The sequence below is a fragment of the Saccharopolyspora terrae genome (assembly GCF_004348435.1).
Lineage (GTDB): Bacteria > Actinomycetota > Actinomycetes > Mycobacteriales > Pseudonocardiaceae > Saccharopolyspora > Saccharopolyspora endophytica.
This window is the reverse complement of record NZ_SMKS01000018.1, coordinates 23,138-48,637: the sequence shown is the minus strand read 5'-3', so window position 1 is coordinate 48,637 and position 25,500 is coordinate 23,138. Positions and strand designations below refer to the sequence as shown.

The following is a 25,500-nucleotide window of genomic DNA, read 5'->3' as shown; positions in this document are numbered from 1 at the left end:
AAAAGCAGAACCATTCGGTCAGTCGCGGATCGGGTTCTCTAGGGTCTGGGGCGTGTCGAGTCATGATCACGCGGAGCCGGTCGCTGACGTCTCCCGCGCGCGCCGGTTGCAGAGCCGCAAGCACCACGCCGTCGGCTGGCCGATCGCCGGCTTGATCCTGCTCGGGATGATCGGGCTGATCATGCTGGGGATCACGACGTCCAAGGTCGGTGCGCTGCCCGCCGTGTTCGGCGCCGTCGCCGCGTTGCTGCCGGTCGGTGTCGTGGTGGCCGCGACGGTCTGGATCGACCGCTGGGAGCCCGAGCCGCCGATGCTGATGGTCGGCGCGTTCCTGTGGGGCGCGGGTGGTGCGACGGCCTGCTCGCTGCTGCTCAACAACACCTCGCAGTCGGTGGCGAACCTGTTGCTGGGCCAGGCCGATCACAAGTTCTTCCTGACCGCGGTGATCGGGCCGCTGGTGGAGGAGGCCGCCAAGGCCGTGTTCGTGGTGGGCCTGTGGATGCGCCGCCGCGCCGAGTTCAACGGTCTGGTCGACGGCATCGTCTACGCGTCGCTGACCGCCGCCGGTTTCGCCTTCACCGAGAACATCCTGTACTTCGGCAAGGCCTTCGCCGACGGCGGCGTGACCGGGGGAGCGGTCGTGGCGCTGTTCGTGCTGCGCGGGGTGCTGGCGCCGTTCTCGCACCCGCTGTTCACCGCGATGTTCGGCATCGCCGTCGGTTTCGCGTGGGGCGCTCGCACCCGGTTCAAGCAGCTGGGCTGGCTGATCGCCGGCTACCTGGTGGCGGTGCTGCTGCACGCGGTGTGGAACTCGGCGACGTTCCTCGGCGGGGCCGGTTTCATCAACGTCTACTTCTTGATCATGGTGCCGGTCTTCCTCGGCACGTTCGCGCTGATCGTGTGGCAGCGCAAGCGGGAGCAGCGCATCGTCATCGCGCAGCTGCCGAAGCTGGAGCGGGCAGGGCTCGTCGCGCGCAGTGAGATCGACCTGCTGGCGAGCCTGACCGGCAGGCAGGGCTGGCTGCGCAAGGTCAAGCGGCACGCGGGGAGCCAGGCCGCGAAGTCGGTGCGCGACTACCAGATCGCGGTCACCGAGCTGGCGTTCCTGCAGCACCGCTCGGAGGCGGGCCGCACCACCAGCGCCGCCCGCCGCGCCCGCCGGGAGAAGCTGATCGCCGACCTCAAGCAGGCCCGCCGCTCGGCCGCAGGGCGCCAGGAAGCCATCCAGACCGCGAGGATCAACATCGACGAGCTGACCCGCCGAGTCCCGAAGCCGCGCGGGTGAGCGGGCTCGTTCGCGTGGTTCTCGCCACCTTTGACGGTCGTGGAGTAGCCCGGGCCCCGGGTGTTGGGGCTACTCTCGCGGCGCTGTCTGGTACCCGGTAGCGGGACTGGAACGGTATTGGAGGGAACACGTGGCGATGTCTGCTGAACCCACGGGCCCACGGCTGCGCGTTGGAGTGATCTCCGCTGGTCGGGTGGGTGCCGTGCTGGGCGCCGCACTGCAGCGGGTCGGGCACGAGGTCGTCGCGGTCTCCGCCGTCTCGGACGCCTCGCTGCGTCGCGCGGAGGAGCTGCTGCCCGGTGTGCCGGTCGAGCCGCCGGACGCGGTCGCGGGCAAGGCCGAGCTGCTGGTCCTGGCGATCCCGGACGACGCGATCCCGGGCATGGTGCAGGGCCTGGTCACCGCCGACGCGCTGCACGGCTCGCAGCTGATCATGCACACCTCGGGCTCGCAGGGCGTGACCGCGCTGGAGCCGGCCGCCGCCATCGGCGCGTTGCCGATGGCCATGCACCCCGCGATGACCTTCACCGGCCGCGCCGAGGACGTCCAGCGCCTGTCCGACGCCTGCATGGTCATCACCGCCAACGAGCTCACCGGCTGGAGCGTCGCGGAGAGCATCGCGATCGAGCTGGGCATGGAGCCGGTGCGCCTGCCCGAAGAGGCCCGCCCGCTGTACCACGCGGCCCTCACCCACGGCGCGAACCACCTGATCACGCTGGTCAACGAGTGCCAGCAGCTGCTTCGCGACGCCGGGGTGGAGGTCCCGGGCCGGGTGATGGCGCCGCTGCTGTCGGCGTCGCTGGACAACGCGCTGCGCCTCGGCGACCGGGCCTACACGGGTCCGGTGGTGCGCGGCGATTCGGGAACCGTGCGCGGGCACCTGCGCGCGCTGTCCGACGCCGACCCGGACGTCGTTCCCGGCTACCGGGAACTGGCCCGCCGCACGGCGGTCCGGGCCGAGCGGAGCGGCCTGCTGCGCGGGGACGTCGCCGCGCGCGTGCACGAGGCTCTCGACGAGGAACAGGCTTGATCCGCGATCTTCGCGGCGGAGACATGGAGTCGACGATGACCAACAACCCCGGCTACCAGCGCGGTGAGCTGACCGTGCACGCCGACCCGGCGGAGCTCGCGCGCGTCACCCGCGCCCTGCGGGCGACCGGCCGCAGGGTGCACCTGGTGCCCACGATGGGCGCGCTGCACCGCGGTCACCTGGAGCTGATCAAGCGGGCGAAGCAGGACATCAACGCCGTCGTGGTGGTGTCGATCTTCGTCAACCCGCTCCAGTTCGGCCCGAACGAGGACTTCGACCGCTACCCGCGCACCTTCGACGCCGACGTCGAGGCGTGCCGCGAGGCCGGCGTGGGCCTGGTCTTCGCGCCGACCGTGGACGCGATGTACGGCGGCGGACGCGAGCTGTCGGTGCACGCCGGGCCGCTGGGCGAGGAGCTGGAGGGCGCGACCCGCAAGGGGCACTTCGACGGGATGCTGACCGTGGTGCTCAAGCTGCTCAACATCGTGCGCCCTGACCTGGCGTTCTTCGGCGAGAAGGACTACCAGCAGCTGGTCCTGATCCGGAAGATGGCGCGGCAGTTCGACCTGGACTCCCAGATCCAGGGCATCCCCACCGTCCGCGAGTCCGACGGCCTGGCCCTGTCCAGCCGCAACGTCTACCTGGACTCCGACCAGCGGCGTGCCGCCCTGGCGATCTCGGCGTCGCTGACCGCGGGTGCGCACGCTGCCGTCGGCGGCCCGGAAGCGGTGCTCAAGGCCGCGCACGAGGTGCTGGCCACCGAGCCCCTGGTGCAGCCGGACTACCTGGAGCTGCGGGATCCCGAGCTGGGCCCGGCTCCGGCCTCGGGTGAAGCACGACTGCTGGTGGCGGCGAAGGTCGGCGCCACCAGGCTGATCGACAACGCGATGGTCCTGCTCGGCGAGTGAACCGGCCCCTAGGAGGTCAGCGATGTTCCGCACGATGTTGAAGTCCAAGATCCACCGGGCCACCGTCACCCAGGCAGACCTGCACTACGTCGGCTCGGTGACTGTCGACAAGGACCTGATGGAGGCCGCGGACCTGCTCGAGGGGGAGCAGGTCGCGATCGTCGACGTCACCAACGGCGCCCGGCTGGAGACCTACGTGATCACCGGCGAGCGGGGTTCCGGGGTGATCGGGATCAACGGTGCCGCCGCGCACCTGATCGAGCCCGGTGACATCGTCATCCTCATCGCCTACGGCGTGATGGACGAGCTCGAAGCCCGCAACTTCAAGCCCAAGGTGATCTTCGTCGACGCCGACAACAAGCCGGTTGAGCTCGGGGTCAATCCCGGTCATGCGCCGGAGGGGTCCGGTCTTCTTTCTTCCCAAGCCGACGCGGAGACCGATGACGCCGCCAAGCTCGACGCCCTGCTCCAGCAGCCGGAGAACTGATCAAGAGTCCGTGGTTGTTCTGCTCAGCGGTGCGGGTGGCGGAACCTCAGACGCCGTCTGGCTCCGGGATCCGAGACTTGAGTATGAACGGATACGCGGCGCTACGGCTGTCCTCACCAGACGACGTCGGAGAACCCGCCGCGGTGCCGGTTGCTCAGGTGGGGTGAGGAGAAAGCACCTCCGGCGCTTGCCTGACGTGTGTTGTTGTGAAGGGATCGCTCGTGCTGCTGGCCATTGACGTCGGGAACACCAACATCGTCCTCGGGCTCTACGACGACGTCGATGACCCGCCGGATCTCGCCGCGACGCTGGTCCGGGACTGGCGGATGCGCACCGAGCCCCGGATGACGGCCGACGAGATGGCGCTGACCATGCGGGGCCTCATCGGGGACTACGCCGAGCGGATCACCGGCATCGCCGCGCTGTCCACGGTTCCGGCGCTGCTGCGCGAGCTGCGGGTGATGCTGGAGCGCTACTGGACCGACGTGCCGCGCGTGGTGGTCGAGCCGGGCGTGCGCACGGGCGTTCCGCTGCTCGTGGACAACCCGAAGGAGGTCGGCGCGGACCGGGTGATCAACACCTTGGCCGCGCACCACCTGCACGCCACGAACTGCGTGGTCGTGGACTTCGGCACCTCGACGAACATCGACGTCATCTCCGCCAAGGGCGAATTCCTCGGTGGCGCCTTCGCACCCGGCGTGGAGATCTCGCTCGACGCCTTGGCCTCGCGGGCGGCGCAGCTGCGCAAGGTGGAGTTGGTCCGGCCGCGCTCGGTCATCGGAAAGAACACCGTTGAATGCCTTCAATCCGGAATTCTTTTCGGATTCGCGGGGCAAGTCGACGGACTCGTCCGCCGAATCGTGGATGAACTCGAAGCCACCCACGGAGGCCCCACCACGGTGCTGGCCACCGGGGGCCTGGCCCCGCTGGTCTTCTCCGAATCCACGACGATCACCCACCACGTCCCGGACCTCACCCTCCTGGGCCTGCGCCTCGTCTACGACCGCAACTTCCGCTGACCCCACCGTCAGGCAAGCGACGAAGTCGCTTTCTCCTTGCCCCACCTGAGCAGCCTGCACCGCCGGGGGTTCTGGGCGGCTTCGTGGCGAGCACGCCGCGACGCCGCGTATTCGAATACTCAAGGAGTGGCGCGCGGAGTCCACGGAGCCGCCCAGGTACCCCCACCCGCACCGCTAAGCAGGCCGCCGGAAACAGAAAGCACACCACTACGTACCCTGTTTCGCGTGACTGACCAGGACACTTCCAATCCCCCGGCAAGCGCTGACGGCGTCGAAGACCTGCCGGAACAGATGCGGATCCGGCGGGAGAAGCGGGAGCGCCTGCTCGACGCCGGAGTCGACCCGTACCCGGTGACGCTGCCCATCACGCACGGGCTGGCCGAAATCCGCTCCGCCCACGAGGGCCTGGAGCCGGACACCGCGACCGGCGAGCAGGTCGGCGTGGCAGGCCGCGTGATGTTCCTGCGCAACACCGGCAAGCTCTGCTTCGCCACGCTGCGCGCCGGCGACGGGACCGAACTGCAGGCGATGCTGAGCCTCAAGCAGGTCGGTGAGGAGTCGCTGACGTCCTGGAAGGGCGAAGTGGACCTCGGCGACCACGTCTTCGTGCACGGTGAGGTCATCACCTCCCGGCGCGGTGAACTTTCGGTGATGGCCGATGAATGGCGGATGGCGGCGAAGTCGCTTCGTCCGCTTCCGGTCATGCACAAGGAACTCGGCGAGGAAATGCGAGTCCGCCAGCGCTACGTCGACCTGATCGTGCGCAAGCAGGCCGCGGAAACCGTGCGCACCCGGGCCGCGGTGCAGCGCTCGCTGCGTGATTCCTTCGAACAGCGCGGATACATCGAGGTGGAAACCCCGATGCTGCAGACGTTGCAGGGCGGTGCCGCCGCTCGCCCGTTCACCACGCATTCCAACGCCTTCGACATCGACCTGTTCCTGCGCATCGCGCCGGAGTTGTATCTGAAGCGCTGCGTTGTCGGTGGGATCGAGAAGGTTTTCGAGATCAACCGAAACTTCCGGAACGAAGGCAGTGATTCTTCCCACTCGCCCGAGTTCGCAATGCTGGAGTTCTACCAGGCCTACGCCGATTACAACGACATGGCCGATCTGACCAGGTCGCTCATCCAGGAAGCGGCGGAACGGGTCTCCGGTTCTCAGGTCGTCACGTGGTTCGACGGAACCGAGTACGACCTCTCCGGTGAGTGGGCGACGCTGACGATGTACGAGTCGTTGTCGGAAGCGCTGGAATCCGAGGTGACCCCGGAAACTCCGGTGGAAGCGCTGCGCAAGCACGCGGACGCGCTCGGTGTGCTGGTCGATCCGAAGATGGGTCACGGCAAGCTGGTGGAAGAGCTGTGGGAGCACACCGTCGGTGACCATTTGACGGCTCCCACCTTCGTCCGCGACTTCCCGGTGGAGACCTCCCCGTTGACCCGTCAGCACCGCGAGAAGGCGGGTGTTGCGGAAAAGTGGGATCTCTACGTTCGCGGGTTCGAGCTGGCGACCGGTTACTCGGAACTCGTGGATCCGGTTGTGGAACGGCAGCGGCTGGAGGAGCAGGCCCTGCTCGCGGCGGCCGGAGATGACGAGGCCATGCCGGTCGACGAGGACTTTTTGCGCGCCCTGGAGTACGGAATGCCTCCCAGCGGTGGCGTGGGAATGGGTATCGACAGGTTGTTGATGGCGTTGACCGGTCTCGGTATCCGGGAGACGATCCTGTTCCCGTTGGTCCGCCCGGAATGACCCGATCAGGGTGGCTCAACAGAATTTTGTGGACCGGATGAGTGCATTATCGGAGTCCCTGCGCTAACCTGACCCCAGAATGTGTCGGCGACGGCTTTTGGCGTACTTGCCCAAGTGCGGCTGGCGTTCTGGCGAGGGGGTTTCCGCTCCCGGCAGATGGTTGCTGTCCCGCTAAAGCACAATTTTTTGCTCGGGGAGGACTTCGAAGATGGCGCAGAAGGTCACTGTCACCCTTGTCGACGATCTGGATGGTGGGCAGGCCGACGAAACCGTTGAGTTCGGATTGGACGGCGTGTCGTACCAGATCGACCTTTCCGCCGACAATGCCGGAGATCTGCGGGAGGCGCTGGCCAACTACGTCTCCAACGCGCGGCGTGCCGGTGGACGCAAGAAGCCGGGTCCGCGTCCGGGTGCGGCCGCGCGTTCCACTGGTGGTTCCACCAGTGCGGACCGCGAGCAGAACCAGGCCATTCGGGAATGGGCGCGCAAGCGCGGCCTGAAGGTGTCGGACCGCGGTCGTATCCCGGCCGACATCGTGGAGCAGTACCACCAGGCGAACTGAAACTCGCGTTCAAGAGGCGTTTGCCGGGTCGTCGGGGCCCGGTGAACGCCTTTTGTTGCGTTCGGATAACTCATTTACGCGGTTTCCCCGCGATTGATCAACTCTCCCCGGAAAACCGCTGGCATAACGGCCCGGGTGGCACGTCCGCAACAGCTCTTCAACTATCCGTCCGAGGCGTCGAACAACTCCCGCCGCTCGCGGCTGTGATGGCGAACATCCGAACCCGCTCTGTCGGTGCGGCTTAGGTTGTCCTAACCTGGGCAACGTCCGGGTGAACACCGAAGGGGAGTGGGACGTGGCTCGAACGGAGGCTCTCACCGAGCCGCCCACGTCGGAAACCGCGTCCGTCGCACCTGGTGAGCGCCTGAAGCGCAGACGCTCCCGCCGCCTCACCGGCATCGGGATCCTGCTGCTCGTGCTGCTGGCCAGCGTCGTGCTGAGCATCGCGGTCGGCGCCAAGACGATTCCGCTCTCCGAGGTCTGGAGCGGCCTGGTCGCGCCCGGCGCCACCGAGAACGACCTGATCATCCAGGAGCTGCGGATCCCGCGCACCGTCGCCGGCGTGCTGGCCGGTGCCGCGCTCGGTCTGGCCGGTGCGCTGATGCAGGGCCACACGCGCAACCCGCTCGCCGACCCCGGCATCCTCGGCATCACCCAGGGCGCGGGGCTCGGCGTCGTGCTGGCCGTCTACACCTTCGGCATCACCACGCTGTTCGGCTTCATCTGGTTCGGCTTCGCAGGCTCGCTGATCGGCGCGCTGGCGGTGTTCGCGATCGGCTCGATGGGCCGCGGCGGCGCCACTCCGGTGACGCTGGCGCTGGCGGGCATGGCGATCAGCTCGCTGCTGCACGCGATCACCTCTGCCCTGGTGCTCACCGACCAGCAGACGATGGACACCTACCGCTTCTGGAAGGTCGGCTCGATCGCGATCACCGATCCTTCGGTGTTGCCGCAGGTCGCGCCCTTCCTGGTGGTCGGGCTCGTGCTGGGCCTGGCCAACGCGACCAGCCTCAACGCGCTGTCGCTGGGCGAGGACGTGGCCAGCTCGCTGGGCCACCGGGTGGTCTGGGCGCGCCGCGCCGGGATCGCCGCGGTGAGCGTGCTGGTCGGCGGGGCCGTCGCGATCTGCGGGCCGATCGGCTTCGTCGGCCTGGTCGTGCCGCACGTCGCCCGCTACTTCACCGGTGCCGACTACCGCTGGCTGCTGCCCTTCGCCGCGCTGCTCGGCTCCTCGCTGGTGCTGCTGGCCGACGTGCTCGGCCGCATCGTCGCCCGGCCGGCCGAGGTGCAGGTGGGCGTGATGCTGGCGATGGTCGGCGCCCCGTTCTTCATCGCTCTCGTGCGACGCCGGAAGTTGGTGCGGCTATGACGGCGACCGTTCAGGACCGGCCGGTCGAGGAGGTCACCGGGCGGCGGCCGCTGCGCGCGGGCCCGTTCTCCGGCGTGTTCCGGCTCCGTCCGCTGCTGGCGCTGGTCGGCGGGCTCGTGGTGCTGCTGGCGGTGTTCGTCCTCGACGTCGGGATCGGCGAGTACCAGATCAGCCCGGCCGAGGTGCTCAGCACGCTGTTCGGCGGCGGCGACCGCGCGCAGTCGATCATCATCTGGGAGCTGCGGATGCCGCGCGGCCTGACCGCGCTGCTCGTGGGTGCCGCGCTGGGTCTGGCAGGCGCGATCATGCAGGCGCTGGCGCGCAACCCGCTGGCCAGCCCGGACATGCTCGGCATCACCTGGGGCGCCGGGTGCGCGGCCGTCGGGGTGATCGTCTTCGCCGGGACGGCGGGCAGCCTGTCCGGTGCGCTGTCCGACTACGGGCTGCCGGTGGTGGCGCTGGTCGGCGGCCTGGTCACCGGCGTCGCCGTGTACTTGCTGGCCTATCGGCGAGGGGTGGACTCCTACCGGTTGGTGCTGGTCGGCGTGGGTGTCAGCGCGCTGGCGGGCAACGCCGTCTACTGGCTGCTGACCGTCGGCGACGTCAACGACGCCGGTCGCGCCATGGTGTGGCTGACCGGCAGCCTCAACGCGCGCGGCTGGGAGCACGTGGTGCCGACCGCCATCGCGCTGGCCGTGCTGGTCCCGCTCGCCCTCGTCGGCGCGCACGTGCTGGGCGCGCTGCAGTTCGACGACGACACGGTGCGCGGCCTCGGCGTGCGGATGGACCTCGCGCGCGGCTTCCTGCTGTTCGCCTCGGTGGTGCTGGCCTCCATCGCCACCGCGGCGGCCGGCCCGATCCAGTTCGTCGCGCTGGCCACCCCGCAGATCGCGCTGCGGGTCTCGCGCACCTCGCGCCCGCCGCTGCTGACCTCGGCCGTGCTCGGCGCGGCGCTGGTGGTCGGTTCGGACGTGATCGCCCGGACCGCGTTCGGCACCCTGGAGCTGCCGGTCGGCATCGTGACCGCGATCTTGGGCGCCCCGTACCTGATCTACCTGCTCATCCGTCGGTACCGGGAGGTCCGAGCATGACCGCGTCCGCCTCTACCCGCCCCGAGCAGGACCAGGCCCGGGCGGTCACCGACCGCCTCCGGGCCCGGGACCTGAAGCTGGCCTACGGCGAGCGCGTCGTCGTCGACGGCCTCGACTTCGAGGTCGCCAGCGGCACGATCACGGCGGTGATCGGACCCAACGGCTGCGGCAAGTCGACGCTGCTGCGCGCCCTGGGCCGCCTGCTGGCGCCGCAGCGCGGCGAGGTGCTGCTGGACGGCAAGAAGATCCACAAGATGTCGACCAAGGAGGTCGCCCGGGTCCTCGGCGTGCTGCCGCAGTCGCCCGCGGCTCCCGAGGGCCTGACGGTCGCCGACCTGGTCGCGCGCGGACGGCACCCGCACCAGTCCTGGTACCGGCAGTGGTCCAGCGACGACGAGTCGGCGGTGGCCGAGGCGCTGGCCATGACGGGCATCGGTGACCTGGCCGAACGCACCCTCGACGAGCTCTCCGGCGGTCAGCGGCAGCGCGCCTGGCTGTCCATGGCGCTGGCGCAGGGCACCGACCTGCTGCTGCTCGACGAGCCCACGACCTACCTCGACCTCTCGCACCAGGTGGACGTGCTGGAGCTGGTCGGCAGGCTGCACGACGAGAGCGGCCGGACCGTGGTGATGGTGCTGCACGACCTCAACCTGGCCGCCCGCTACGCCGACCGGCTGGTCGCGATGAAGGACGGCGCCGTGGTCGCGTCGGGCGAGCCGGGCGAGGTGCTCACCGAGGAGCTCCTGGCCGACGTCTTCGACCTCCGGGCCCGTGTGATTCCCGATCCCGTTGCGGGTACTCCCATGGTGGTCCCGATCGGGGGACGGCGGGCCGGAGAAGGGTCCGGCGCTCAGGCGTGAACACGGTGCGTCACGATCCGACGCGCGCTGTTCGCGCTCAGCGGAACGGCGCCGAGATCAGGAATCCTGCAGGCCAACGCGCCGTTGGGCACAGTGCCGGGCAAGAATGTGGCGTAGCGGGCACGGACCGCGACCGGGGTTGGCTACTACAGTGGTCCCCAAGAGTGCTGAACCCGTCGTGGATCGCGGCGTAGCGCTAAAGCCGTGTCCCGGAACTAGACCGCCGGCGCAGCAGTCAGGGAGTGCGAATGTTCGAGAGGTTCACCGACCGCGCGAGGCGGGTGGTTGTCCTGGCCCAAGAAGAGGCCCGGATGCTCAACCACAACTACATCGGCACCGAGCACATTCTCCTGGGCTTGATCCACGAGGGTGAGGGTGTCGCCGCCAAGGCGCTGGAGTCGCTGGGTATCGCGCTTGAGGGCGTGCGCCAGCAGGTCGAGGAGATCATCGGCCAGGGGCAGCAGGCCCCCAGCGGACACATCCCGTTCACCCCACGGGCCAAGAAGGTGCTGGAGCTGTCGCTGCGGGAGGCGCTGCAGCTCGGCCACAACTACATCGGCACCGAGCACATCCTGCTCGGGCTGATCCGCGAGGGCGAGGGCGTCGCCGCCCAGGTGCTCGTCAAGCTCGGTGCGGACCTCAACCGGGTGCGCCAGCAGGTGCTGCAGCTGCTGTCCGGTTACCAGGGCAAGGAGCCGGCGGAGGCCGGCGGCCGCGGCGAGGGAACGCCGTCGTCGTCGCTGGTGCTGGACCAGTTCGGCCGCAACCTCACCCAGGCAGCGCGCGAGGGCAAGCTCGACCCGGTCATCGGCCGGGACAAGGAGATCGAGCGGATCATGCAGGTCCTCTCGCGCCGCACCAAGAACAACCCGGTGCTCATCGGCGAAGCCGGTGTCGGCAAGACCGCGGTCGTGGAGGGCCTCGCTTCGCAGGTCGTCAAGGGCGAGGTGCCCGAGACGCTCAAGGACAAGCAGCTCTACACCCTCGACCTGGGTTCGCTGGTCGCCGGTTCCCGCTACCGCGGTGACTTCGAGGAGCGCCTGAAGAAGGTGCTCAAGGAGATCAAGACCCGCGGCGACATCATCCTGTTCATCGACGAGATCCACACGCTGGTCGGTGCCGGTGCCGCCGAGGGCGCGATCGACGCCGCCAGCATCCTCAAGCCGATGCTGGCCCGTGGTGAGCTGCAGACCATCGGTGCCACCACGCTGGAGGAGTACCGCAAGTACGTCGAGAAGGACCCGGCTCTGGAGCGCCGCTTCCAGCCGATCCAGGTCGGCGAGCCGTCGCTGGAGCACACCGTCGAGATCCTCAAGGGTCTGCGGGACCGCTACGAGGCGCACCACCGCGTGTCGATCACCGATGGCGCCCTGGTGTCGGCGGCGAACCTGGCCGACCGCTACATCAACGACCGGTACCTGCCGGACAAGGCGATCGACCTGATCGACGAGGCCGGCGCGCGGATGCGCATCCGCCGCATGACCGCTCCGCCGGACCTGCGCGAGTTCGACGAGAAGATCGCCGAGGTCCGTCGCGAGAAGGAGTCCGCGATCGACGCGCAGGACTTCGAGCGGGCCGCTCGCCTGCGGGACGAGGAGAAGCAGCTCCTCGGCCAGAAGGAGGAGCGCGAGAAGCAGTGGAAGGCCGGTGACCTGGACGTCGTCGCGGAGGTCGACGACGAGCAGATCGCCGAGGTGCTGGCCAACTGGACCGGCATCCCCGTCTTCAAGCTCACCGAGGAGGAGACCACCCGTCTGCTCCGCATGGAGGACGAGCTGCACAAGCGGATCATCGGCCAGAACGACGCGGTCAAGGCCGTGTCCCAGGCGATCCGCCGCACTCGCGCCGGTCTGAAGGACCCGAAGCGCCCGTCCGGTTCGTTCATCTTCGCCGGTCCGTCCGGTGTCGGTAAGACCGAGCTGTCCAAGGCGCTCGCGGAGTTCCTCTTCGGCGACGACGACGCGCTCGTGCAGATCGACATGGGTGAGTTCCACGACCGCTACACCGCCTCGCGGCTGTTCGGCGCCCCGCCCGGGTACGTCGGCTACGAGGAGGGCGGCCAGCTCACCGAGAAGGTCCGCCGCAAGCCGTTCTCCGTGGTCCTGTTCGACGAGATCGAGAAGGCCCACCAGGAGATCTACAACACCCTGCTGCAGGTGTTGGAGGACGGTCGTCTCACCGACGGCCAGGGCCGCACGGTGGACTTCAAGAACACGGTGCTGATCTTCACCTCCAACCTCGGAACGCAGGACATCTCCAAGGCCGTCGGCCTGGGCTTCTCCAGTGGTCAGGGCGCTGAGTCCAACTACGAGCGGATGAAGTCCAAGGTCAACGAGGAGATGAAGAAGCACTTCCGGCCGGAGTTCCTCAACCGGATCGACGACGTGATCGTCTTCCACCAGCTCACGGAGACCGAGATCGTCCAGATGGTCGACCTGCTCTCTAACCGCGTGGAGAAGGCGCTCAAGGGCAAGGACATGGCCCTGGAGCTCACGGACACGGCGAAGAAGCTGCTGGCCAAGCGCGGGTTCGACCCGGTGCTGGGTGCGCGGCCGCTGCGCCGGACGATCCAGCGGGAGATCGAGGACAAGCTGTCCGAGAAGATCCTGTTCGGCGAGGTCGAGCCGGGTCAGATCGTCATCGTCGACGTCGAGGGCTGGGAAGGCGAGGGGCCGGACGACAAGGCCACCTTCACCTTCCGCGGTGAGCCCAAGCCGTCCGCGGTGCCGGACGCCCCGCCGGTCGGCGTCTCCGCCCACGGCGAGGACAAGCAGGACAACGGCAACACCGAGTCCTGATCCACCGACGCGAAACGGCCCCCGCACCCACTCGGTGCGGGGGCCGTTCGCCGTTCTGGCCCGGGGCCTCGGCAGCGGGCGGTTCTGAGCCGAACTGCCCGGGCACGAGGGACATCGATCACGGGCGGTTCGGGCCAAGAACCGCCCCCGCGCAGATCAGCGGATCCGGTGGATCTCCTCGGTGGGGTGGTCGGCCTGGACGCGGGCGAACTGGACCGTGGGCGCCTCCGCGATCGCCTGGTCCCGGCGGTTGTTGCGGATCCGCAGGGCCACGAACACCACGACGGTCAGCACCGAGGTGATCACCACGGCCCGGGACAGCAGTCCCGCGTACTGCTCGACGAGGTACCAGTGCTGGCCGAGCAGGTAGCCGGCGAGCACGAAGATCGTGTTCCAGACCAGGCTGCCCAGCGTCGTGAACAGCGCGAACGTGCTCAGCCGCATCTGCTCGACCCCGGCGGGCAGCGAGATGAAGCTGCGGAACAGCGGGATCATCCGGCCGAAGAACACGGCCTTCACGCCGTGCTTGGCGAACCACGCCTCGGTCTTGTCGACGTCGGAGAGCTTCACCAGCGGCAGCTTCGCCGCGATCGCGCGCGTCCGCTCCCGGCCCAGCTTCGCGCCGAGCCAGTAGAGCGCGAGGGCGCCGACCAGCGAGCCCAGCGTGGTCCACAGGATCGCCCCGAGCAGCGACATGTCGCCGCGGCTCGCGGTGAACCCGGCCAGCGGCAGGATCAGCTCGGACGGGATCGGCGGGAAGAGGTTCTCCAGGGCGATGATCATGCCCGCGCCGGGACCGCCGAGGGTTTCCATCACCCCGATCACCCAGGCCGTGAAGCCGGTGGGCTGGGCGGACGTGGCGGCTGTCGTCGTCAGATCCATGCGGGGCGAACTCCGGGGGTCGTTTGTCCGTTTATTCCATGATTCCAGCGGATTTCGATGTTTCGCCCCGAGCGCGTGTGACCTGTGGCACTCCTCGGCGTGTCCGGTGATCTTTGGCAGGCTGGGACGCAACCATTCGGGGGCGCCGAACGTCCGGATGGCCGGGGGCTGGGGAGCAGACGGAGGCAGGGATGACGCGCACGGCGCACGAGGTGGCCGACGAGCCGGTGGACGACGACATCGCCCGCAAACCCGGCGGTGGCTGCATGACGGCTCTGCTGTCGCTGCTCACGCTGGGCTTCCTGGGCTGGGCGGCGCTGCCGATCGTCGAGCTCGACGTCGAGCGCTACGCCGTGGCGCTGACCGCGCTGACGCCGTACGCGGTGGTCGCCGGGGCGGTCCTCGTGCTGCTGGGGCTGATGCTGAGGCGCTGGCTGAACGTGCTCTTCGCGCTGCTGGCGACGGCCGCGCTGATCTACACCGTCGTCCCGCGCGTGCTGCCGGACCAGGTGGCCGCTGAGGGCGAGCCGCTGCGGGTGCTGTCGGTCAACACCTACTTCGGCGCCGCCGACGCCGCCAAGATCGTCGAGGAGGTCCGGGGCAGGCGGGTGGACGTGCTCAGCCTCCAGGAGCTCACCCCGGAGATGGTCGCCGAGCTCGATCGGGCGGGCCTGTTCGCGGAGCTGCCGAACCGGGTCGTGCAGCCGGGACCGAAGGCCGACGGCACCGGGATCGTCTCCCGCTATCCGCTGCGCGAGCTCGCGCTGGTGCCTCCGACGACGCTGGCGCAACCGTCAGCGCTGGTGGACATGCCGGTGGGTCGGGACGTGGAGTTCGTGGCGGTCCACCCGCTCTACCCGATGGGGGCCGACACCGCGACGGTCTGGGCGCGCGACCTGGTCGCGCTGCCCGAGCCCTCGCTGACCGGGCAGCCGCGGGTGATGGCGGGCGACTTCAACGCCACCCTCGACCACACCCGGCTCAAGGACCTCATCGGCCGCGGTTACCTCGACGCCGCAGCCGCGGTGGGCGCGGGTCTGACGCCGACGTGGCCCGCGGACTGGACCGCGCCACCGGTGACCATCGACCACGTGCTGTCCTCGGGTGGCGTTCGCGCGGAGGACTACGAGGTCATCGACATCCCAGGCAGCGACCACAGGGCCGTGTTCACGACCCTGCGCGTCGCCGGCTGATTCACTTCTCCGGGTGCGAGCCGAGCACGACCTCGAACTCCAGCAGGCTGGAGCCGGAGGCGACGGGGTTCTTCCGCTCGCCCGCGTGGGCTTCCTTGGCCGGGCCGTTGGCCCAGTTCTGGAAGTCCTCCTCGGTCTCCCACTTCGTGTAGACGAAGTACCGGTCGTCGCCCTTGACCGGGCGCAGCAGCTCGAATCCCAGGAAGCCGGGTGCGTCGTCGACCGAGCCGTGGCGGGAGGCGAAGCGCTTCTCCAGCTCCGGGCCGGCACCTTCGGGGACCTCGATCGCATTGATCTTCACAACAGCCATGGTTCAACCCTACGAGCGTTTCCCGCCGAGCACCGTGTCTGGTCGATCTCACTCCCGCTGCGCCGTCACAGCTCGATCTGCGGGTGCAGGCGCCCCAGCGTCCACGTGCGCTGCCGGTGCACCACGAGCGTCGTCAGCAGCACCACCACCAGCAGCACGCCGCCCAGCACCGCGACGTCGCGGTACAGGTGCATCGCCAGGCCGCCCGAGATCGTCACCCGCAACCCGTCGACCAGGTAGGTCATCGGCAGGAACGGGTGGATCGCCTGGAACGGGCCCGGTGCCGTCTCCATCGGGTACAGGCCGCCGCAGGCGGTGAGCTGCACGATCAGCAGCACCAGCGACAGCAGGTCGCCGATCGCGCCGAGCGCGGTGCGCAGCAGGTGGTCGATGGCCACGAACGTCACCGCCGCCAGCGACAGGATCCCGAGCGTCCAGGGCACGTGCACCGGGTCGAGGCCGAGCCCGAAGTTGACCACCGCGAACAGCACCAGACCGCCGATCACGCCGAGCGCCGCGGCGGGCAGCAACCCGGCGACGGCGATCGAGAACGGGTTGATCCTGTCCGCCAGCGCCCGCAGGTTCACCGGCTTGAGCAGCAGGTACGCGAACAGCCCGAACACCCACAGCGCGATCGCGAAGAAGAACGGCGCCAGACCGCGTCCGTAGACGTGCGCGGGGTTGAGGTTGGCGGTGCGGATCTCGGTCGGCGAGCCCAGGACCTCGGCGGCGCGCGCGACCTGGGTCGGGTTGGTCGGCGGGATCCGGTGCAGCGTGTCGTTGATCATCTTCTGCAGGTCCCTCGAGCCGTCGTTGAGCTGACCCGCGCCCGTCTGCAGCACGTTGCTGCCCGCCACCAGCGAGTTCAGACCGCCGGTGATGCCCTGCGAGCCTGCCGCCACCTGCGTCGTCCCGGAGTGCAGGGTGTCCACCGGCGCGGTGATCGACCGAACCCGCTCCTGCAGCGGCCCCATGCTGGCCTGCAGCGCCCGCGCCCTGCGGCTGGCCTCCTCCGCGGTCCGCAGCGACTCCCGCGCCCGGGAATCGGCCGCCGCCGCGCCACCGGCGAGTCGGCGGGAGGTGTCCAGGGCCTGCTGGTAGGCCGGATCACCGCGCAGCTCGGGATGCGCGGAACCGAGCCGCTCCACCGCGGAGAGCCCGTCGGCCGCCTGCTGCTCCAGCATCCCCGTCGCGGTGGAGATCGACGTCAGCCCGCTGACCGCGACACCGCTGGCGTGGACCAGCGAGTTGACCGCGCCGGGAAGCTGATCGGCGGTGAAGTCGGCGATGCTGTTGAGCTGCCCGTCCAGCTGGCCCGTCGCCTGCGAGATGTCCCGCACGCCGTTGGAGACCAGGCTCGTGCCGTCCCGCACCCCGCCGAGCCCCCGGGTCAGCGCGGCCGTGCCCTGCTGGCTCAGCGCGGTTCCATCGACGAGCCGCTTCGACGCCTCCGACGCGGCTTGCAGCTTCTCCCGCATGTGGCCGAGCTCGCCGTAGAGGGCGCGGGCGTAGCTGGCGTGCGCGGCGGCGTTGATCTGGTTCTGCAGCTCGGTCTTGACGGTGTCGGCCATGATCCCGGCGATGTAGCCGTTGGCGTCGTTCTTCGTCAGCCGCACCGCCGCCCGCCTCGGGTCGCCGTCGGCGGCCGCCGCCAGCTTGGCGCTGAAATCGGACGGGACCTCGATGACGAAGTAGTAGTGCCCCTCGGCGAGCCCGCGCCGAGCCTCGGTGCCGCGCACGAAGCGCCAGTCGAAGACGTCGTTGACCTTGAGCTGCCTGATGAACTGCACGCCCGCGTCGAGGTGCTCGCCGTTGCGGTCCACCGCCCGGTCGTTGTTGACCACCGCCACCGGAACCCGGTTGAGCTTGCCGTAGGGGTCCCAGTTCGACCACAGGTACAGCGCCCCGTACAGCAGCGGCACCAGGATCAGGACCAGCGGGACCAGCCGGAGCAGCGGACCGCGGAAGCGCCGCAACTCCAGCCAGGCGAGCCGGACGGCCCTCACCTGCCGGCCTTTCCCGCCAGCTCGATCTCCGCGGTCGGCTCGTAGAAACGGCCCGCGGGCAGGCGCACCACGTTGACGTCCCCGGGCGGGCGGTCGGTGGAGCTGGCGATCACCGTCATCCCGATCCGGGTGACCTCGTGCAGCGCCGCCCACACCCGCGCCCGGCCGGACTGGGTGAGGCCCGCGTCGACGTCGTCCACCACGATCCCGGCGGGCGCCGGGGCGGCGGCGAGGGCGACGGCGAGCAGCAGCTGCTCCTCCGCGGGCAGCTCGCTGATCAGCAGCGATCGGTCCACGTCGAGCCCGACGAGCTCCAGGCCCAGTTCGATGGAGGCCTTGTTGGTGCCGCTGATGAGCCTGCGCTCGGTGAGCGCCTCCCGAACCCGGTGCCGAGGCTCCAGCTCGCAGCCCGGCCGCAGCCGGGCCGGCCGGATCAGCTTGCGCACCTTGCGGGCCTTGCGCGGCAGCGGGAACCCGTCGACGTCCAGCTCGCCGGTGATGATCCGCAGCCGCCCGCACAGCACCAGCAGCAGCGACGTGCGCCCGGAACCGCTCGGCCCGGTCACCACGGTCAGCGAACCGGGCTCGACGCGAAGATCCAGGTTGGCGAACACGACGCCTTCCGGCCCCTTCGCGGCGATCCCGTGCGCGAGGATTCCCGCGCCGAGGACGTACATGACCCCTCCTCCTGCGGTAGTGGAGGTCGTGCACGTCCAAAGTGGCCGTTCAACCCAAGGTCGGCAACTTCAGCGGAAAGATCGTGATCGGCTTGCGTGGCGGTGCGGGTTGCTCAGGTGGTGAAGGCAAAGCGATTTCGTCGATTGCCCGACGGCTACCCGGTCGTCAGAAGGGTTTCCGCGTCTCCGGTGCCGGTGTCGACCACGCTGATCTCGCGCACTGCCGCTCGCACCGGCTCGGGTGGGAGCAGGGTGCTGAAGGCGGCGGCCAGCTGATCGGTGTCGAGGCCCTTGGCGAGCACGCAGCAGGGGATCCAGGCGCCCGGGAAGTAGTAGGCCGACGGGTTCTTCACCTTGCCCGCGAGCACGTCGTGCACGGCCGAGTGCACCGCCAGCAGCTCGGTGTCGACGACCGCGCCCAGCAGCATCATCCGCTCGTCACCGGGCAGCGTGCCCAGCGTGTGCAGCCACAGATCGGGGATCGACAGCAGCTCCAGCTCGCCGCGCAGCGCCTTGCGCGCCGGGGGAGGGATGCTGCCCGCGACGGCGAGCGTCACCCTCGGGCGGTCGCCGGCGCCGGGGATTCCGGCTTCGCCGAGGCGTTTCCAGAGGTCGCGGATCCGCGCCTCGGTCTCGTCGTCGAAGTGGAACACCAGCGCGTCGGCCATCAGCGCTCTCCGGGGAGGGCGAAGCGGCCGTCGTCGGTCTGCTCGACGAGCCCGTCCACCAGCAGGGAGTCCAGGCAGCGATCGCGCTGACCGGCCTCGTTCCACGCCGCGTCGAGCTGATCGCGGGTGACCGGGCCGGTCGCACCGCGCAGCACGTCCAGCAGCCTGCCGCGCACCTGCCGGTCGGTGCCCGCGAACTTCTGCACCTTCTTCGGCGGGCCCGCGTAGGCCGGTCGGCCGTTGTGCTGCCAGGCGCAGTCGGCGGCGATCGGGCACCGCTCGCAGCTCGGCGAGCGGACCGTGCACACGACCTGCCCGAGCTCCATCAACGCCGCCGACAGCGTCGCCGCGGGCGCGTCCTCGGCGGGCAGCAGGGCGTCCACGTCGGCGAGGTCGCGGTTGGTCGACGGCGGTCCCGCGTCGCCGGCGCCGTGCACCGCGCGGGCCACGACCCGGCGGACGTTGGTGTCGACGACCGGAGCGCGCCTGCCGTAGGCGAAGGCCGCGACGGCGCGGGCCGTGTAGGCGCCGATGCCGGGCAGCGCGAGCAGGGTGTCCACATCGGAGGGCACCACGTCGTCGTGCTCGGCGGCGATCCGTCCGGCGGCCTCGTGCAGGCGCAGCGCGCGACGCGGGTAGCCGAGCTTGCCCCACGCGCGCAGCACCTCGCCCTGCGATTCGGCGGCGAGGTCGGAGGGACGCGGCCAGCGGCGCATCCACTCATCCCAGATCGGCTGCACGCGGTTGACCGGCGTCTGCTGCAGCATCGTCTCGCTGACCAGCACGCCCCAACCCGTCACGCCCGCGGCGCGCCAGGGCAGCGGGCGGGCGGTGGCGGTGAACCAGTCGGCCAGGGCGTCGAGGTCGAGCCGGGTGTCGGCTCCGGTGGTGGGAGTGTTCATGGCGTCTTCAGATACTGCCAGGCGGTCGGTGATCGCCCGAAAGAAGCCCGTTGATCACGTTCCGCAGCAGCGGATACGCCCCATCGGGCGATCACCGAGAGGCCCATTCAGCGTAGTCGGCGGGTTACGGTCGGTTCGTGCTTGATCCGAACGGTCCGTTGCCTCCCGCGGTGTACTGGCGTCGCCGCGCCGTGGCGATCTCCGTCTCCGCATTGGTCGTGGCACTGCTCGGATGGGGCGTCGTCGCCCTGATCACCGGTACCGGTGAACCGTCCGCCACCACCCAGCAGCACGTGGCCAGACCGCCGGAGCAGCCCGTGGCGGTGGCCGCCGATCACGGGCCGGAAGCGTGCCCGGACCAGATCCTGCGGGTGGCCTCCGAAGTCGGGCAGCCGGCGTTCCGGGCGGGCGAGCGCATCGGGCTCGCCGTCGTCGTCACCAACACCGGTCCTCGCCCCTGCGTGCGCGACCTCAACCGGATGCTCCGCGAGATCGAGGTGACCACCCCGGCCGGACGCCACGTGTGGTCCAGCAACGACTGCTACGCGGAATCGACCAACGAGCGGCCGGTGCTCGAACCCGGCGAACCCGTTCGCAACGACGTGCTGTGGCAGGGCCTGACCTCGGCTCCGGGCTGCGCCGCCCGCCAGGAACGGGTGCCGCCCGGCGACTACCTGGCGGTCGCCCGGCTCACCTCGATCGCCAGCGCGCCCACGCCGTTCCGGGTGGTTCCCTAGTCCGAGTCCTGCTTGCGGCGGCGGACCAGCTTCAGGGCGTCCTTGATGGTCGCGACCTCGGTGACCTTGATGCCCTTGGGCAGCGGACCCGGATCCGGCGGCACCAGCGCGCGGTCGAACCCGAGCCGCGCGGCCTCCGCCAAGCGCCGTCCCACGCCGTTGACCCGGCGGATCTCACCCGCGAGCCCGACCTCGCCGATCACCACCAGGTTCGGCGGCAGCGGCCGTCCCGTCTGGGAGGACGCGACGGCCATCGCGATCGCCAGATCGGCGGCCGGCTCACCGATCTTGGTGCCGCCGACCGTCGCGGCGAACACGTCGTGCGAGCCGGTCGGGATGTGCCCGTGCTTGCCCAGCACCGCCAGCATCATCGACACCCGCGCCGAGTCCAGCCCGCTCACCGACCGGCGCGGCATGGCCATCTCGGTCTTCATCAGCAGCGCCTGGATCTCCACCAGCAGCGGGCGCTTGCCCTCGACCATGACGGTCACCGCCGTCCCGTCCACGGCCGCTTCTTGCCGGTTGATGAACAGACCCGACGGGTCCAGCACCTCGGCGATGCCGTCGTCGCGCTGCTCGAAGCAGCCGACCTCGTCCGACGGGCCGAACCGGTTCTTCACACCGCGCAGCATCCGCAGCGAGGAGTGCCGGTCGCCCTCGAACTGCAGCACCACGTCCACCAGGTGCTCCAGCACGCGAGGCCCGGCGACCGCGCCGTCCTTGGTGACGTGCCCGACCAGCACGACCGGGAGCCCGCGCTCCTTGGCCAGCGCCACCAGCGCCGTGGTCACCGCGCGCACCTGCGTCACGCCGCCGGGGCTGCCGTCGGCGTCGGGTGACTGGACGGTCTGCACCGAGTCGACGATCAGCAGGCCGGGCTCGACCGCGTCGACGTGCCCCAGCACGGCCGACAGGTCGCTCTCGGCGCCCAGGAACAGCTCGGGGTGCACCGAGTCGGTCCGCTCGGCGCGGAGCCGGACCTGGCCCGCTGATTCCTCGCCGGTGACGTACAGGGACGCGCCGGGAGAGGACCCGGAGGCCCACCGGTGCGCGACCTCCAGCAGAAGTGTGCTCTTCCCCACACCCGGCTCTCCGGCGAGCAGCACGACGGCTCCGGGCACGATCCCGCCGCCCAGCACCCGGTCCAGCTCGCCGATGCCGGTCGACACCGACCGCGCCGAGTCCAGGTCGACCTCGGCGATCGGCCGCGCCGGGGTGCTCGGCGCACCGGCCGAGACCTTCGCCAGCGCAGGCCGGGCGGGCGCGGCCTCCTCGATGGTTCCCCACGCCTGGCACCCGGGGCACCGACCGACCCACTTGGCGACCTCATGGCCGCAATCGGCGCAGCGGAACGCAGGACGGGGAGAACGAGTCTTGGGCGGCACGCGCCGAGGCTATCCACCCACCCCGACGATCACCCCACCCGACTCGCGCACACCAACCTCCACCGAGCGATGGCCCCGACCACCCCAGCGATCCACCCGGACCACGGCCGTAATCCGGTCCCGGAATACGGCGGTAATCGGGTTCCTGAATACGGCGGTAATCCGTCCCCTGAATACGGCAGTAATCCGGATCCCGAAACGGCAGTAATCCGGGGCCGTCGACACCGAGGACCCGCTATCCCCGCCCACACCACCGGACCACGGCGCTAACCACGTCCCGCGTCCCGGGGGCAGGTTGGGTGGGACCGTCCAGACGCGTGGTGGTCACCCGACCTCCCGGATTCCAGTGGAAATCCGGGTTCCGATTTCCACTGAAATCCGACGGAGGGTTTCCACTGAAATCGGGAAACCCGGCTCGGGACGGGACGGGACCGCTGGGGCCGAGAGCCCGACGCTCCCGGGTTGGTCGACGGTGGGGGAACCGTGGGCCAACCCGGGAGCGTCGGATTGCGGCGGTATTCGGGTGCCTGATTGCTGCGGCAATCCGGGCGGGGCCGGTGGGGCTGATCGCTTCTGGGGTTCGGGTTTCGGTGGGTTGGGTGCCCGGGTGCTCTGGGGCCGGTCGTCGGTGGGGTTACCGGGTTTTCCAGGCCTTCTTGCGGAGGAGGCGCAGGCCGTTGAGGGCGACCAGGACGGTGGAGCCCTCGTGGCCCGCCACGCCGAGGGGGAGGGGGAGGTGGCCGACGAGGTCCCAGGTGGCGAGGACCGCGATGAACGTGCCCGCGATGACCAGGTTGGCGGTGACGACGCGACGGGCTCGCCGGGAGAGGTCGATGACCGCCGGGATCGCGTTGAGGTCGTCGCGGACGATGATCGTGTCGGCGGTCTGCAGGGTGAGATCGGAGGCAGCGCCGCCCATGGCGATCCCGGCGTGGGCGGTGGCCATGGCGGGGGCGTCGTTGATGCCGTCGCCGACGAACGCCACCCGGTGACCTGCCGACTGCATCCCGTCGACCTCGTCGAGCTTCTGCTCCGGGAGCAGCCCGGCCCGCACGTCGCTGATGCCGACGTGCGCGGCGAGCTCGCCCGCTCCGGCCGCGGTGTCGCCGGTGAGCAGGACCGGCTCGCTGGTCAGTTGGCGCGTGGCCGACACGGCCTCGGGGGCCTCCGGACGGGGCTGGTCGGTGATCGCCAGCAGCCCGATCGGCTCACCGTCGCGCCGCACGAGCACCGGCGTGTGCCCCGGCTGCACCTCGAACTCCGCAGGGGCGGCACCGATCTCGACGCGGTGGCCCTCGACCCGGGCGGTGACTCCGCGACCGGGCAGCGCGGCGAATTCGTCGGTCGGCGGCAGCGACAGCTCCTCCCGTTCGGCGGCGCGCACCACGGCGGTGGCCAGCGGGTGCTCGCTGGGGCGCTCCGCTGCGGCGGCCACGCGCAGCAGCTCGTCGCGGCTCCACGCGTCGCGGAGCACCCGGACCTCGGCGACCTCCGGGGTTCCGCGGGTGAGCGTGCCGGTCTTGTCGAAGGCGACCTTCGTGGTCGTGCCCAGCCGCTCCATCACCACCGCGGACTTGACCAGCACGCCGTGGCGGCCGGCGTTGGCGATCGCGGCCAGCAGCGGCGGCATCGTCGCCAGCACCACCGCGCACGGCGAGGCGACGATCATGAACGTCATCGCCCGCAGCAGCGATTCGCGCAGGTCGGAGCCGAACAGCAGGGGAATCGTGAACAGCGCCACGGTCGCGGCGACCATGCCGATCGAGTACCGCTGCTCGACCTTCTCGATGAACAGCTGGGTGCGCGCCTTCGTCTGCCCGGCCTCCTCGACCAGCGCCGCGATGCGCGCGACGACCGAGTTCTCCGCGCGGCGGCCCACCCACACGCGCAGCGAGCCGGTGCCGTTGAGGGTGCCCGCGAACACCTCGGATCCGGCCGAGACGTCCACCGGCAGCGGCTCACCGGTGATGGTCGCCTGGTCGACGTCGCTGGCACCGGACAGCACCGTGCCGTCGGCGGGAACGCGCTCGCCGGGCCTGATCAGCACCTCGTCGCCGACCTCCAGCTCGGCGGCCGGGCGCACTTGCTCGACGCCGTCGGCGGTGACGACCGTGGCGGTGTCGGGGGCGAGGTTCAGCAGGCCGCGCACGGAGTCCTCGGTGCGTGCGGTGGCCAGCGCCTCCAGCGCGCCCGAGGTGGCGAAGATGACGATGAGCAGCGCGCCGTCGGTGATCTCGCCGATGGAGGCCGCCCCGATCGCGGCCAGCACCATCAGCAGGTCGACGTCGAGGGTCTTCTCCCGCAGCGCCTGCAGCCCGGCCAGCCCCGGTTCCCACCCGCCGGTGACGTAGCAGGCCAGGTACAGCGCCCACCAGGACCACGCCGGGGCACCGGCCAGCTGCAGGCCGAGCCCGGCCAGGAACAGGCCGAGCGCGGCGGCTGCCCAGCGCATCTCGGGCAGCGCGAACAGCCGCGTCCGCGCTGGTGGCGCGAGGCGTGGGGGAGCAGTGGTGGACGTGGCCACGGTGAAACCTCCGCAGAGCTGAGCTAGACCCGCACAGCAGAACACATGAACATGCGTTCATGCAAATGCGGGTCTAGACTGCAGCGCATGGGACACGGAGTGGATCGGGAGGCGACCAGGCTCGACGCGGAGTCGGCCGCGCACGTGGCGAACACGCTGCAGGCGTTGGCCACGCCGAGCCGGCTGCTGATCCTCACCGAGCTGCGGCAGGGGCCGCGCCCGGTCACCGAGCTCGCCGAAGCCGTCGGCATGGAGCAGTCCGCGGTGTCCCACCAGCTGCGGCTGCTGCGCAACCTCGGCCTGGTCGTCGGCGCCCGCTCGGGGCGCAGCATCGTCTACAGCCTCTACGACAACCACGTCGCCCAGCTGCTCGACGAGGCGGTCTACCACAGCGAACACCTGCGGCTCGGTCTCGTGGACCGCTCCGGCGCGGTCAGCTGACGCGCAACCCCAGCGAGGCCAGCCGCATCCCGGCCAGCTGCGCGATGACCTCGGTGTCGCCCGCGCGCCACGCCGCCGCAGGTTCGGTGCCGATCCGCGTGAGCCTGCGGTGCGGCAGCTCGGTCAGCGCGCGCAGCGCCAGCAGGTCGACGCCGTGGGCGCGCATCGCCACGGCCTGCCCGGCCGCGCGGGCGTAGCGGACCCGGCGCGGCAACCACACCGCCAGCACCGGGATCAGCGAGAACGCCACGATCACGACCGCGACGCCGGTGGCCGCCAGCCCGACCGCCTCCAGCAGCCGCACGCCCGCGTCGACGAGCACGTCCCCGGCCGATCCGCCGCGTCCCAGCGCGCCGGCGAGGTCGTCGCCGACGAACGGGACTCCTGAGGCGGTGCCGGCCGCGTCGGCGAAGGTGCTCCGGAGTTCGCCGCCCGCCTCGATCATGTGATGCCCGGGTGCCTGCAACTCCAGCACCGCGGACTTCGCGAGCCCGGCGAGCCAGCAGAACCCGGCGACCCAGGCGATCGCGAGGGCGTCGAACAACACCTGTGCTGCCAAGCGGATCGGGCGTTCGGCGTAGAAGCGCATGCGCGCTTCCTACCAGAGCCGAGGCGTGCCG

General features: G+C 70.3%; 23 protein-coding genes. 14 read left to right on the top strand and 9 right to left on the bottom strand.

Annotated elements, in window-relative coordinates:
* Positions 1-52: 52 nt before the first annotated feature.
* The 11 genes from E1181_RS13185 to E1181_RS13135 all read left to right on the top strand — a co-directional run bounded on the left by E1181_RS13185 (position 53) and on the right by E1181_RS13135 (position 13,155).
* Positions 53-1,285 (top strand): PrsW family intramembrane metalloprotease, encoded by a 1,233-nt coding sequence (locus E1181_RS13185; protein ID WP_235876733.1) that lies wholly within the window; start codon positions 53-55, stop codon positions 1,283-1,285.
* Positions 1,286-1,421: 136 nt separating this feature from the next.
* On the top strand, positions 1,422-2,315 hold the full coding sequence (locus tag E1181_RS13180) for a Rossmann-like and DUF2520 domain-containing protein (protein WP_132674501.1): 894 nt from the start codon (positions 1,422-1,424) through the stop codon (positions 2,313-2,315).
* A 35-nt stretch (positions 2,316-2,350) separates the two neighbouring features.
* Positions 2,351-3,223: a pantoate--beta-alanine ligase gene (gene panC / locus E1181_RS13175; RefSeq protein ID WP_132674499.1), complete on the top strand. Its 873-nt coding sequence runs from the start codon at positions 2,351-2,353 to the stop codon at positions 3,221-3,223.
* A 22-nt stretch (positions 3,224-3,245) separates the two neighbouring features.
* Positions 3,246-3,710 (top strand): aspartate 1-decarboxylase, encoded by a 465-nt coding sequence (gene panD / locus E1181_RS13170; RefSeq protein WP_132674497.1) that lies wholly within the window; start codon positions 3,246-3,248, stop codon positions 3,708-3,710.
* Between the two features lie 221 nt (positions 3,711-3,931).
* A complete protein-coding gene (locus E1181_RS13165; RefSeq protein ID WP_132674495.1) occupies positions 3,932-4,729 on the top strand; it encodes a type III pantothenate kinase in 798 nt (265 codons plus the stop codon).
* Between the two features lie 291 nt (positions 4,730-5,020).
* On the top strand, positions 5,021-6,475 hold the full coding sequence (gene lysS, locus E1181_RS13160) for a lysine--tRNA ligase (RefSeq protein WP_132674565.1): 1,455 nt from the start codon (positions 5,021-5,023) through the stop codon (positions 6,473-6,475).
* 208 nt (positions 6,476-6,683) lie between these two features.
* Positions 6,684-7,037 (top strand): histone-like nucleoid-structuring protein Lsr2, encoded by a 354-nt coding sequence (locus E1181_RS13155; protein WP_132623387.1) that lies wholly within the window; start codon positions 6,684-6,686, stop codon positions 7,035-7,037.
* Positions 7,038-7,332: 295 nt separating this feature from the next.
* Positions 7,333-8,406 (top strand): FecCD family ABC transporter permease, encoded by a 1,074-nt coding sequence (locus E1181_RS13150; RefSeq protein WP_132674493.1) that lies wholly within the window; start codon positions 7,333-7,335, stop codon positions 8,404-8,406.
* Positions 8,403-9,497 carry a FecCD family ABC transporter permease gene (locus E1181_RS13145; protein ID WP_132674491.1) on the top strand — a complete coding sequence of 365 codons (1,095 nt, stop codon included), beginning with the start codon at positions 8,403-8,405 and terminating at the stop codon, positions 9,495-9,497. Before E1181_RS13150 ends, E1181_RS13145 begins: the two co-directional genes overlap by 4 nt.
* Positions 9,494-10,357, top strand: a complete 864-nt coding sequence (locus tag E1181_RS13140; protein WP_132674489.1) for an ABC transporter ATP-binding protein — start codon at positions 9,494-9,496, stop codon at positions 10,355-10,357. The genes E1181_RS13145 and E1181_RS13140 overlap by 4 nt, the downstream gene beginning before the upstream one ends.
* 248 nt (positions 10,358-10,605) lie before the next feature.
* Positions 10,606-13,155, top strand: coding sequence for an ATP-dependent Clp protease ATP-binding subunit (locus E1181_RS13135; RefSeq protein WP_132674487.1), 2,550 nt, complete (start codon positions 10,606-10,608; stop codon positions 13,153-13,155).
* A gap of 156 nt (positions 13,156-13,311) precedes the next feature.
* Here E1181_RS13135 and E1181_RS13130 read toward each other — a convergent pair whose 3' ends face one another.
* A complete protein-coding gene (locus E1181_RS13130; RefSeq protein WP_132674485.1) occupies positions 13,312-14,037 on the bottom strand; it encodes a DedA family protein in 726 nt (241 codons plus the stop codon).
* Between the two features lie 191 nt (positions 14,038-14,228).
* Between E1181_RS13130 and E1181_RS13125 the strand changes: the two genes are divergently transcribed.
* Entirely contained in the window at positions 14,229-15,230 is a 1,002-nt protein-coding gene (locus E1181_RS13125) for an endonuclease/exonuclease/phosphatase family protein (protein WP_132674483.1), read from the top strand.
* Position 15,231: 1 nt separating this feature from the next.
* On the opposite strand, the gene E1181_RS13120 is transcribed toward E1181_RS13125, so the two are convergent.
* The 5 genes from E1181_RS13120 to E1181_RS13100 all read right to left on the bottom strand — a co-directional run bounded on the left by E1181_RS13120 (position 15,232) and on the right by E1181_RS13100 (position 19,793).
* The gene (locus E1181_RS13120; protein ID WP_132674481.1) at positions 15,232-15,540 is read right to left on the bottom strand and encodes an antibiotic biosynthesis monooxygenase family protein; all 309 of its coding nucleotides are present in this window, start codon (positions 15,538-15,540) and stop codon (positions 15,232-15,234) included.
* A 65-nt stretch (positions 15,541-15,605) separates the two neighbouring features.
* Positions 15,606-17,546: a YhgE/Pip family protein gene (locus E1181_RS13115; RefSeq protein ID WP_132674479.1), complete on the bottom strand. Its 1,941-nt coding sequence runs from the start codon at positions 17,544-17,546 to the stop codon at positions 15,606-15,608.
* The gene (locus E1181_RS13110; RefSeq protein ID WP_132674477.1) at positions 17,543-18,223 is read right to left on the bottom strand and encodes an ATP-binding cassette domain-containing protein; all 681 of its coding nucleotides are present in this window, start codon (positions 18,221-18,223) and stop codon (positions 17,543-17,545) included. Before E1181_RS13110 ends, E1181_RS13115 begins: the two co-directional genes overlap by 4 nt.
* Before the next feature lie 155 nt (positions 18,224-18,378).
* Positions 18,379-18,891 (bottom strand): 2'-5' RNA ligase family protein, encoded by a 513-nt coding sequence (locus E1181_RS13105; RefSeq protein ID WP_132674475.1) that lies wholly within the window; start codon positions 18,889-18,891, stop codon positions 18,379-18,381.
* Complete coding sequence (locus E1181_RS13100; RefSeq protein WP_132674473.1) at positions 18,891-19,793, bottom strand: HhH-GPD family protein; 903 nt, start codon at positions 19,791-19,793, stop codon at positions 18,891-18,893. The genes E1181_RS13105 and E1181_RS13100 overlap by 1 nt, the downstream gene beginning before the upstream one ends.
* Positions 19,794-19,930: 137 nt before the next feature.
* On the opposite strand from E1181_RS13100, the gene E1181_RS13095 reads away from it, so the two are divergent.
* Positions 19,931-20,530, top strand: a complete 600-nt coding sequence (locus E1181_RS13095; protein WP_132674471.1) for a hypothetical protein — start codon at positions 19,931-19,933, stop codon at positions 20,528-20,530.
* On the opposite strand, the gene radA is transcribed toward E1181_RS13095, so the two are convergent.
* Complete coding sequence (gene radA, locus E1181_RS13090) at positions 20,527-21,915, bottom strand: DNA repair protein RadA (protein WP_132674469.1); 1,389 nt, start codon at positions 21,913-21,915, stop codon at positions 20,527-20,529. The two genes, E1181_RS13095 and radA, sit on opposite strands and share 4 nt — an antisense overlap.
* 634 nt (positions 21,916-22,549) lie before the next feature.
* Positions 22,550-24,367 carry a heavy metal translocating P-type ATPase gene (locus E1181_RS13085; protein ID WP_132674563.1) on the bottom strand — a complete coding sequence of 606 codons (1,818 nt, stop codon included), beginning with the start codon at positions 24,365-24,367 and terminating at the stop codon, positions 22,550-22,552.
* A gap of 159 nt (positions 24,368-24,526) precedes the next feature.
* Here E1181_RS13085 and E1181_RS13080 point away from each other — a divergent pair, with 159 nt between their 5' ends.
* Positions 24,527-24,880, top strand: a complete 354-nt coding sequence (locus tag E1181_RS13080; RefSeq protein WP_132625730.1) for an ArsR/SmtB family transcription factor — start codon at positions 24,527-24,529, stop codon at positions 24,878-24,880.
* Here E1181_RS13080 and E1181_RS13075 read toward each other — a convergent pair.
* Entirely contained in the window at positions 24,873-25,469 is a 597-nt protein-coding gene (locus E1181_RS13075) for a hypothetical protein (RefSeq protein ID WP_132674467.1), read from the bottom strand. The two genes, E1181_RS13080 and E1181_RS13075, sit on opposite strands and share 8 nt — an antisense overlap.
* Positions 25,470-25,500: the final 31 nt, after the last annotated feature.

Coding starts and splice junctions, on each gene's coding strand:
- lysS (WP_132674565.1), top strand. CDS start 5,021: ATGCGGATCCGGCGGGAGAAGCGGGAGCGCCTGCTCGACGCCGGAGTC.
- panD (WP_132674497.1), top strand. CDS start 3,246: ATGTTCCGCACGATGTTGAAGTCCAAGATCCACCGGGCCACCGTCACC.
- E1181_RS13105 (WP_132674475.1), bottom strand. CDS start 18,891: ATGGCCGACGCGCTGGTGTTCCACTTCGACGACGAGACCGAGGCGCGG.
- E1181_RS13125 (WP_132674483.1), top strand. CDS start 14,229: ATGACGCGCACGGCGCACGAGGTGGCCGACGAGCCGGTGGACGACGAC.
- E1181_RS13080 (WP_132625730.1), top strand. CDS start 24,527: ATGGGACACGGAGTGGATCGGGAGGCGACCAGGCTCGACGCGGAGTCG.
- E1181_RS13120 (WP_132674481.1), bottom strand. CDS start 15,540: ATGGCTGTTGTGAAGATCAATGCGATCGAGGTCCCCGAAGGTGCCGGC.
- E1181_RS13145 (WP_132674491.1), top strand. CDS start 8,403: ATGACGGCGACCGTTCAGGACCGGCCGGTCGAGGAGGTCACCGGGCGG.
- E1181_RS13155 (WP_132623387.1), top strand. CDS start 6,684: ATGGCGCAGAAGGTCACTGTCACCCTTGTCGACGATCTGGATGGTGGG.
- panC (WP_132674499.1), top strand. CDS start 2,351: ATGACCAACAACCCCGGCTACCAGCGCGGTGAGCTGACCGTGCACGCC.
- E1181_RS13135 (WP_132674487.1), top strand. CDS start 10,606: ATGTTCGAGAGGTTCACCGACCGCGCGAGGCGGGTGGTTGTCCTGGCC.
- E1181_RS13075 (WP_132674467.1), bottom strand. CDS start 25,469: ATGCGCTTCTACGCCGAACGCCCGATCCGCTTGGCAGCACAGGTGTTG.
- E1181_RS13140 (WP_132674489.1), top strand. CDS start 9,494: ATGACCGCGTCCGCCTCTACCCGCCCCGAGCAGGACCAGGCCCGGGCG.
- E1181_RS13130 (WP_132674485.1), bottom strand. CDS start 14,037: ATGGATCTGACGACGACAGCCGCCACGTCCGCCCAGCCCACCGGCTTC.
- E1181_RS13100 (WP_132674473.1), bottom strand. CDS start 19,793: ATGAACACTCCCACCACCGGAGCCGACACCCGGCTCGACCTCGACGCC.
- E1181_RS13180 (WP_132674501.1), top strand. CDS start 1,422: ATGTCTGCTGAACCCACGGGCCCACGGCTGCGCGTTGGAGTGATCTCC.
- E1181_RS13085 (WP_132674563.1), bottom strand. CDS start 24,367: ATGCGCTGGGCAGCCGCCGCGCTCGGCCTGTTCCTGGCCGGGCTCGGC.
- E1181_RS13110 (WP_132674477.1), bottom strand. CDS start 18,223: ATGTACGTCCTCGGCGCGGGAATCCTCGCGCACGGGATCGCCGCGAAG.